The organism is Streptomyces sp. NPDC102441 (assembly GCF_044765585.1).
GTDB lineage: Bacteria > Actinomycetota > Actinomycetes > Streptomycetales > Streptomycetaceae > Streptomyces.
In genome coordinates, this window is record NZ_JBIWKH010000015.1 from 78525 (window position 1) to 85150 (window position 6626).

The 6626-nt window shown below is 73.1% G+C and carries 8 protein-coding genes; 6 read left to right on the forward strand and 2 right to left on the reverse strand.

All coding sequences use genetic code 11. From position 1 onward, the window contains the following. The first annotated feature begins 45 nt into the window (after positions 1–45). From ACIREO_RS29810 to ACIREO_RS29830, 5 genes are all read left to right on the forward strand, one after another. Positions 46–1098 (forward strand): energy-coupling factor ABC transporter permease, encoded by a 1053-nt coding sequence (locus ACIREO_RS29810; RefSeq protein ID WP_404115771.1) that lies wholly within the window; start codon positions 46–48, stop codon positions 1096–1098. Continuing rightward, entirely contained in the window at positions 1098–1859 is a 762-nt protein-coding gene (cbiQ, locus tag ACIREO_RS29815; RefSeq protein WP_404115773.1) for a cobalt ECF transporter T component CbiQ, read from the forward strand. Before ACIREO_RS29810 ends, cbiQ begins: the two co-directional genes overlap by 1 nt. Beyond that, complete coding sequence (locus tag ACIREO_RS29820) at positions 1856–2626, forward strand: energy-coupling factor ABC transporter ATP-binding protein (protein ID WP_404115775.1); 771 nt, start codon at positions 1856–1858, stop codon at positions 2624–2626. Before cbiQ ends, ACIREO_RS29820 begins: the two co-directional genes overlap by 4 nt. A 77-nt stretch (positions 2627–2703) precedes the next feature. After that, entirely contained in the window at positions 2704–3864 is a 1161-nt protein-coding gene (locus ACIREO_RS29825) for a serine hydrolase domain-containing protein (protein ID WP_404116060.1), read from the forward strand. After that, the gene (locus tag ACIREO_RS29830) at positions 3861–4655 is read left to right on the forward strand and encodes an SDR family NAD(P)-dependent oxidoreductase (protein WP_404115777.1); all 795 of its coding nucleotides are present in this window, start codon (positions 3861–3863) and stop codon (positions 4653–4655) included. Before ACIREO_RS29825 ends, ACIREO_RS29830 begins: the two co-directional genes overlap by 4 nt. A 30-nt stretch (positions 4656–4685) precedes the next feature. Here ACIREO_RS29830 and ACIREO_RS29835 read toward each other — a convergent pair whose 3' ends face one another. Continuing rightward, a complete protein-coding gene (locus ACIREO_RS29835) occupies positions 4686–5537 on the reverse strand; it encodes an EamA family transporter (RefSeq protein ID WP_404115779.1) in 852 nt (283 codons plus the stop codon). Further along, entirely contained in the window at positions 5534–6043 is a 510-nt protein-coding gene (locus ACIREO_RS29840) for a YbaK/EbsC family protein (RefSeq protein ID WP_404115781.1), read from the reverse strand. The genes ACIREO_RS29835 and ACIREO_RS29840 overlap by 4 nt, the downstream gene beginning before the upstream one ends. 165 nt (positions 6044–6208) lie before the next feature. On the opposite strand from ACIREO_RS29840, the gene ACIREO_RS29845 reads away from it, so the two are divergent. Further along, positions 6209–6457 (forward strand): hypothetical protein, encoded by a 249-nt coding sequence (locus ACIREO_RS29845; protein WP_404115782.1) that lies wholly within the window; start codon positions 6209–6211, stop codon positions 6455–6457. The last annotated feature ends 169 nt before the right edge of the window (positions 6458–6626 follow it).

Here is a 6626-nt window from a genome sequence, read left to right on the forward strand (position 1 = left end):
TTTCCCGACCCCGCCAGCAGTAACGCCCGAAAGCGGAGCCACTCCATGCATGTACCCGACGGTTTCATCAACGCACCTGTCTCCGCTGTCGCAGGTGTCGTCGCTGCGGGCGCGGTCGCCGTCGGGCTCCGAGGCGCCCGCCGGGAGCTGGACGAGCGCACCGCGCCGCTGGCCGGGCTGGTCGCCGCGTTCATCTTCGCCGTGCAGATGCTGAACTTCCCGGTCGCGGCGGGCACCAGCGGCCATCTCCTGGGCGGGGCGCTGGCGGCGATCCTGGTCGGGCCTTGTACGGGGCTGCTCTGCATAGCGGTCGTCCTGCTGATGCAGGGCATCCTCTTCGCCGACGGAGGCCTCACCGCGCTCGGCGTGAACATCACGGTGATGGGCGTCGTCACCACCGTCGTCGCCTACGTCCTCTTCCGGGGGCTGACCCGGGTGCTGCCCCGCACCCGCCGCTCGACGACCGTCGCCGCCTTCGTGGCCGCACTGGTCTCCGTGCCGGCGGCCGCCGTCGTGTTCACCCTGATCTACGCGATCGGCGGGACCACCGACGTACCCATCGGCAAGGTGCTCACCGCGATGGTCGGCGTCCATGTCCTGATCGGCATCGGGGAGGCGGCGATCACCGCGCTGACCGTAGGCGCCGTGATCGCGGTGCGCCCCGACCTCGTGCACGGGGCCCGTGGGCTCGCCGCCCCCCTCAAGCTCCGTGTCGACGGCGAACTCGTCGACGCACCGGCCGCACCGGCGCCCTCGCCCGCACCCGCCCGCTCCACGCGCAGGGTCTGGGCCGCCGGCCTGGCCGCCGCGCTCGTCCTCGCGGGCTTCGTCTCCTTCTACGCCTCCGCCAGCCCCGACGGCCTGGAGAAGGTCGCCGCCGACAAGGGCATCGACGAGAAGGTCCAGGAACACGGTGCCGCCGACTCCCCGCTCGCCGACTACGGCGTCAAGGACATCGGCAACGCCCGGGTCTCCGGGGGCCTCGCCGGAGTGATCGGCGTCGGCGTCACCGTCGCCGTCGGCAGCGGCGTCTTCTGGGCGGTGCGCCGCCGTCGGGCGCCGGAGGCTCCCGAGGCCCGCACCCCCGAGTCCGTCTGATGGGCGCCGGCCACGCGCACAAGCTCTACCGGCACGGACACTCACCGGTCCACACCCTGCCGCCGCACTGCAAGCTCGCCGCCGTCCTCTGCTTCGTCGTGATCGTCGTCTCCACCCCGCGCGAGGCCGTCTGGGTTTTCGCGCTGTACGCGCTGCTGCTCGCCGCCGTCGCCGCGGTGGCCCGGATCCCCGGGGCCTTCCTGCTGAAGCGGCTGGTCATCGAGGTGCCGTTCGTGGCGTTCGCGCTGCTCATGCCGTTCGTCGTCCCCGGCGAGCAGACCGAGCTGCTCGGTGTCTCCGTCAGCGTCCCCGGTCTCTGGGGCGCCTGGAACGTTCTCGCGAAGGGCACCCTCGGTGTGGCCGCCTCGGTGATCCTCGCCTCGACCACCGAGCTGCGCTCCCTGCTGCTCGGCCTCCAGCGGCTGGGACTGCCGCCCCTGCTCGTCCAGATCGCGTCCTTCATGATCCGGTACGGCGACGTCATCACCGACGAGCTGCGCCGGATGTCGATCGCCCGGCGCTCCCGGGGCTTCGAAGCACGCGGCGTACGTCACTGGGGTGCCCTCGCCAAGACGGCGGGCGCGCTCTTCATCCGGTCCTACGAGCGCGGCGAGCGCGTCCACCTCGCGATGGTCAGCCGCGGCTACACCGGCACCATGCCGGTGATCGACGAGGTGACCGCCTCCCGCGCCCAGTGGGCGCACGCCGCGGCACTCCCCGTGCTCGCCCTCGTCGTATGTCTGCTGGGATGGACCGTATGAGCCTGCCCACCGCCCCCGCGCCGTCCCTCGAGGTCAGCGGCCTCGCCTACGCCTACCCCGATGGCCACCAGGCCCTCTTCGGCGTAGACCTGACCGTGGCCCGCGGTGAACGCGTGGCGATCCTCGGCCCCAACGGCGCGGGCAAGACCACCCTCGTCCTCCATCTCAACGGCATCCTCGACGCGGGCGCCGGCACCGTCCGGGTCGCCGGGCTCCCGGTGGAGAAGCGGCACCTCGCCGAGATCCGCCGCCGCGTCGGCATCGTCTTCCAGGACCCCGACGACCAGCTGTTCATGCCGACCGTCCGCGAGGACGTCGCCTTCGGCCCCGCCGCGGCCGGACTGCGCGGCCCCGAGCTGGAGGACCGGGTCATGACCGCGCTCAAGAGGGTCGGCATGGAGGAGTACGCGGCGCGGCCCCCGCACCACCTCTCCTTCGGCCAGCGCCGCCGTGTCGCCGTCGCCACCGTCCTCGCCATGGAGCCGGAGATCCTCGTCCTGGACGAGCCCTCCTCGAACCTCGACCCGGCCTCCCGCCGTGAACTCGCCGACATCCTGCGCTCCTTGGACGTCACCGTGCTGATGGTCACCCACGACCTTCCGTACGCCCTCGAACTCTGCCCGCGCGCCGTCATCCTCAGCGACGGTGTCATCACCGCCGACGACCGCACGCAGGACCTGCTGTGCGACGACGAACTCATGCGCGGGCACCGGCTCGAGCTGCCCTTCGGCTTCGATCCGCGTTCCGTGTCCGTTCCGCGTCCGTGAACAGATGGTGACCCGGCACCCGCCTCACCTGCAAAGGGATGCACCATGGGGGGATGAGCGGGAGCGCGGGAACAGGCGTGGACGTACGGGGCACGGTGGCGCCGGGATTCGAGGCGGTACGGGACGCTTTCGTCCGTAACTTCGAGCAGCGCGGGGAACGGGGAGCGGCGGTGGCCCTCTACCGCCACGGCCGCAAGGTCGTGGACCTGTGGGCCGGCACGCGAGATGTCGACGGCACCGAACCCTGGGCGGTGGACACCGTCCAGGTCGTCCGCTCGGCCGGGAAGGGCGTCGCCGCCGCCGTACCGCTGCTGCTGCACCAGCGCGGACAGGTGGACCTCGACGCCCCGGTCGGCACGTACTGGCCGGAGTTCAAGGCGAACGGCAAGGAGCGCGTCCTCGTACGCCATCTCCTCGCCCACCGCGCCGGGCTGGCCGCCCTCGACCGGCCGCTGACACCCCGGGAGGCGGCGGACGGAGCCACCGGACCACAGGCCGTCGCCGCCCAGGAGCCCCAGTGGGAACCCGGCACGGACCACGGCTACCACGCCCAGACCTACAGCTGGCTCGTCGGCGAACTGGTGCGCAGGGTCACCGGGCGGACCATCGGGCGCTGGATCGCCGAGGAGATCGCGCGTCCGCTCGGCCTGGACTTCTGGTTCGGGCTCCCGGCGGACGAGGCGCATCGCATCGGACGGATCGGTCCCCTGGAACCTCCGCCGGCCGAGAGCAGCGGTGCGCTGCGCATGCGGCCCAAGCGCTCCGTCGTCGATGCCTACCGGGATCCGGCCTCGCTGACCCGCCGCGCCTTCGGAGCGATCGACCCCTTCCCCGACGAGAACGCCCCGGACTACCTCGCGGCGGAACTCCCCGCGTCCAACGGCGTCGCCACCGCGCGGGGGCTGGCCCGCTGCTACGCGGCGATGATCGGTGAGGTCGACGGACAGCGGCTGTTCGCCCCCGCCACCCTCACCCTGGCCCGCACCGAGGAGTCCACGGGGCCGGACCGCGTGCTGGTCGTCAACACCCGCTTCGGCCTCGGCTACATGCTGCACGGGCCGGCCGCCCCGCTGCTCGCCCCCGGGTCGTTCGGGCACCCGGGGCGTGGCGGCTCGCTGGGCTTCGCCGACCCCGAATCAGGCATCGCGCTCGGCTATGTGACGAACGGTCTGCAGAAAGGAGTCACCGCCGATCCCCGTGCCCAGGCCCTGGTCCGGGCAGTACGGTCTGCGCTATGACTCCTCGCTTCGACGGATACGCCGCGCTCCTCACCGGCGCGGGACAGGGCATCGGGGCGGCCGCCGCCCGCCGGCTGGCCTCCGAGGGCGCCGCCGTCCTCGTCACCGACCTGGACGCCGGCCGCGCCGAACGCACGGCGGCCGGGATACGCGGGACGGGCGGCACCGCGGAAGCCCTGGCCTGCGACGTGGGGGACCGGGCGGCGGTCGACGCGGCGGTGGCCCACGCGGTCGCCGCCTTCGGGCGCCTCGACGTCCTGGTCAACAACGCCTACGCCGACCACGAGGACGCCCCGCTCTTCGAGGACGAGGCGGACGAACCCTGGGCCCGCAGCCTCGACATCACCCTGACCGGTGCCTACCGCTGCTCCCGCGCCGCACTGCCGCACCTGGTGGCCTCCGGCCGGGGCGCCGTCGTCAACATCGGCTCGGTCAACGGCGAACAGGACTTCGGCGGCCACGCCTACAGCGCAGCGAAGGCGGGCCTGGCCAGCCTGACCCGCACGCTCGCCGGCCACGCGGGACCACGCGGTGTCCGCGTCAACCTCATCGCTCCCGGCACGATCCGTACGGACGCCTGGGCGGGCCGAGAAGCCGAGCTGGAGCGAGCCGAGTCCCTCTACCCGCTCGGCCGGGTCGGCGAGCCGGACGACATCGCGTCCGCCGTCGCCTTCCTCGCCTCCCGGGACGCGGCCTGGATCACCGGCACGACCCTGCGGGTCGACGGCGGCCTGCTCGCCGTCAACACGGGCTTCCGCAACGCGATCGCGAAGGACCCCGAAATCCCGTAGGCGCACCGGTTGTCCCAAGGGGCCACCCGGTCAGCTCGTATGCAGCATCAGGCCGATGCCGACCACCATCAGCCCGGCCGCCGCGATCCGTGGAGCCCCGAACCGTTCCTTGAAGAACAGCGTCCCTATCGCGGCACCCACGATGATCGACGACTCACGGAGCGCGGCGATCGGGGCGAGCGCGGCCTTCGTCTGCGCCCACAGGACGAGCCCGTAGGCGACGACCGACAGGGCCGCGCCCAGCAGTCCCCTTACGGCGAACGGGGTGAGCTGGGACACCAGTTCACCCCGGCGGCGCCAGAACGCGTAGGCGGGGATCGCGATCCCCTCAAGGATCATCAGCCAGGCGATGTAACCGAGCGGTGTCCCCGAGGCGCGTACCCCGACGCCGTCGACGGTGGTGTACCCGGCGATGGCCAGCCCCGTCGCCAGGGCCGCCAGGATCGCCGGCCAGTGGGGTCGCTTGCCGGAGCCGCGGATACCCCACAGCGCCAGCCCCACGAGGCCCGCCGAGGCCACCGCGACGCCCGCCGTCGCCCAGCCGTCCGGGTGCTCACCGACGAACACGGCGGCCAGCACCGTCACCACGAGCGGTGACGTGCCCCGGGCGATCGGATACATCTGGCCGAAGTCGCCCAGCGTGAACGAGCGCATCAGCAGCAGCATGTACGTCACGTGCAGACCCGCGGAGACGAGCAGATACGGCCAGGCACCGCCCGCCGGCAGTGGCGCGAAGCAGGCCAGCACCGCTCCGATCAGGGCGCCGCCCCCGGAGATCAGGGTGAAGGACAGCAGCTGGTCACGTATGGCGTGGGCGATCGCGTTCCAACTCGCGTGTGTGATCGCGGCGGCCAGGACGGCCGCCGCCACCCACGGGGTCACGCCGTCTGCTCGCGTACGTCCACCACGGTCCCGCCGGCGTGCGCGACCAGGCTCCCGGGGTCGAGGGGGAAGACCGTGTGCGGGGTGCCCGCGGCCGCCCAGACCGTCGTGTGGCCGAGCAGCCCCCGGTCGGCCAGGACCCGGGTCCTCGTACGGTGCCCGAAGGGCGGGACCCCGCCGATCGCGTAGCCGGTGGTCTCCCGGACCAGGTCGGCTCCCGCCCGCTTGACCTTCACGGCGCCGAGTTCGGCCCTCACACGCTCCACGTCCACCCGCGAGGAGCCGTCCATCAGGACCAGGACGGGCACGCCGTCCGCCTCGAAGATCAGGGACTTGACGATCTGGCTGAGCTCGCAGCCGACCGCCGCCGCGGCCTCGACCGCGGTGCGGGTGGCGTCGGGGAAACGGCGTACCTCGACGTCGAGGCCCAGCTCCCGCAGGGCTTCGGCGAACCGGGGGTGGGCATCGGACGAGGTCGTGGCGGGAGTGGTGCCGGGAGTACTCATGCCCCGCACGCTACTCAACCGGCCAGGCGGTGGGCCACGGGGTTCACGGCGGCTGTGCCGATCGTCACTCCGGGCCGGACACACGGCCGGGTGACCGCGTTGCGCCTGGCTTCGCGCCCATCCACGCCCCCACAGTGGAGAGGAAGTACGACAAGGGGGGGAATCTTGTTGCGCATCCATTTCACCGCCGGGGACCTGGAGTACGTCCGGATCGCCCGCAGGCCCGACCCGTTGTGGGAGATCGTCTGCAGTGTCTGCCGGCTCCAGAACAAGGAGGGGTTCGTCGCGTTCGGCCCGTGGCGGCCCAGCATCGCCGGCCGGCTGAGGGCGGAAGGACCGGCGCGCCGCACGGCGCGGTTCCTGTGCGGTCTGGTGCCGTACGGGCCCTACTTCCGTTCATCGTCACGAACATGACCCCGGTCAACTCGATCAAGCTCGCCGGGTCCTGACCCGACGGGCCGTGGGGGGGGGGGGGGGGGGGGGCCCCCCCCCCCCCCCCCCCGCGCGCCCCCCCCCCCCCCCCCCCCCCCCCCCCCCCCCCCCCCCGGCGCGCCCGCCGCCCCCCCCGGGGGGCCCCCCCCCC